We start from the raw sequence: 1108 nt of genomic DNA on the forward strand, positions 1-1108 counted from the left end.
GAAGCAGCGGATGCCGGTGCAGCAGGCCGTGGGCGCCGTGGAGGAGAGCGGCGCGCCGATGCCGACCACCGGGAGCGACAGGACGATGCCCGACAGGGTGGCGCGGATACCGGTGCCCGAGAGCAGGTCGTCCGGCAGCGAGTAGCCGAAGAAGCCCTCGAACATGCCCAGGATCAGCAGCAGCGCGCCGATGACCCAGTTGGCTTCGCGCGGCCTGCGGAACGCTCCGGTGAAGAAGATCCGGAACATGTGGATCATCATCGCCGCGACGAACACCAGCGCGGCCCAATGGTGCAGCTGGCGGACGAACAGACCGCCGCGCACCTCGAACGAGATGTCCAAAGTGGTCTGGAACGCGCGGGACATCTCCACGCCCTGCAGATTCCGGTAGCTGCCCTGGTAGACGACCTCCTCCATGGAGGGATCGAAGAACAACGTCAGGTACACGCCGGAGATGATGAGCAGGATGAAGGTGTAGAGCGCCACTTCGCCCAGCAGGAAGGACCAGTGGCTGGGGAACACCTTGTTCATCTGATGGCGCAGGCCCTTGGCCAAGCGGTACCGCTGGTCCGCGTTCTCCGCCGCCGCGCTCGTCTGCCGGGTGATCAGGCCGTCGCCCCGGGTCGGCGTGTTCCACGCTGCCATGTCGGTCTCCTCACCGTGGCTGTGCGGGCCATCGGATGTGCAGGTACAGCGCCGTCGCGGTCAGCACCGCGGCGAGGGTCATCACCGGGAGCGCCCCGGTGAGGAGGCTCAGGCCGAACACCGCGACCGTGAGCAGGTCGGTCAGCAGTTGCGCGGCCCGGCGGCGCCGGAACGGATCGCCCCGGCCGGGCGCGGCGAGCAGCCGCGCGAGATCCGGGTCCGACTCCCGGAACCGCATCTCGATCTCGGTGATCCGCTGCTCGTCCGCGTTCACGACGGCCTACTTTCCACGGGGGTCGTTGCCGGGGCCTTGGTCGTCGGGTTGGGTGGCGGCGGCGGCGAGTTCGCCGGGTGAGGCGTGGTGTTTTTGGAATGGGGTCATGTGGGCTTCGTCGCGGAAGCGCTGGACCATGTGCGGGTAGTGGAGTTCGAAGGCGGGCCGTTCGGAGCGGATGCGGGGTAG

At 68.1% G+C, this 1108-nt stretch carries 2 protein-coding genes and 1 pseudogene; all 3 read right to left on the reverse strand.

From position 1 onward, the window contains the following. On the reverse strand, positions 1-645 hold a 645-nt coding region (locus ABZ215_RS43815), incomplete at its 3' end, for a cytochrome b N-terminal domain-containing protein (protein WP_354956876.1). Between the two features lie 10 nt (positions 646-655). Then, positions 656-919: a DUF3040 domain-containing protein gene (locus ABZ215_RS43820; RefSeq protein WP_354956878.1), complete on the reverse strand. Its 264-nt coding sequence runs from the start codon at positions 917-919 to the stop codon at positions 656-658. Between the two features lie 6 nt (positions 920-925). Further along, positions 926-1108: pseudogene (locus tag ABZ215_RS43825) on the reverse strand (cytochrome ubiquinol oxidase subunit I); the annotation flags it as partial.

Source organism: Amycolatopsis sp. NPDC006131 (genome assembly GCF_040614175.1).
Taxonomy (GTDB): domain Bacteria; phylum Actinomycetota; class Actinomycetes; order Mycobacteriales; family Pseudonocardiaceae; genus Amycolatopsis_E; species Amycolatopsis_E tucumanensis.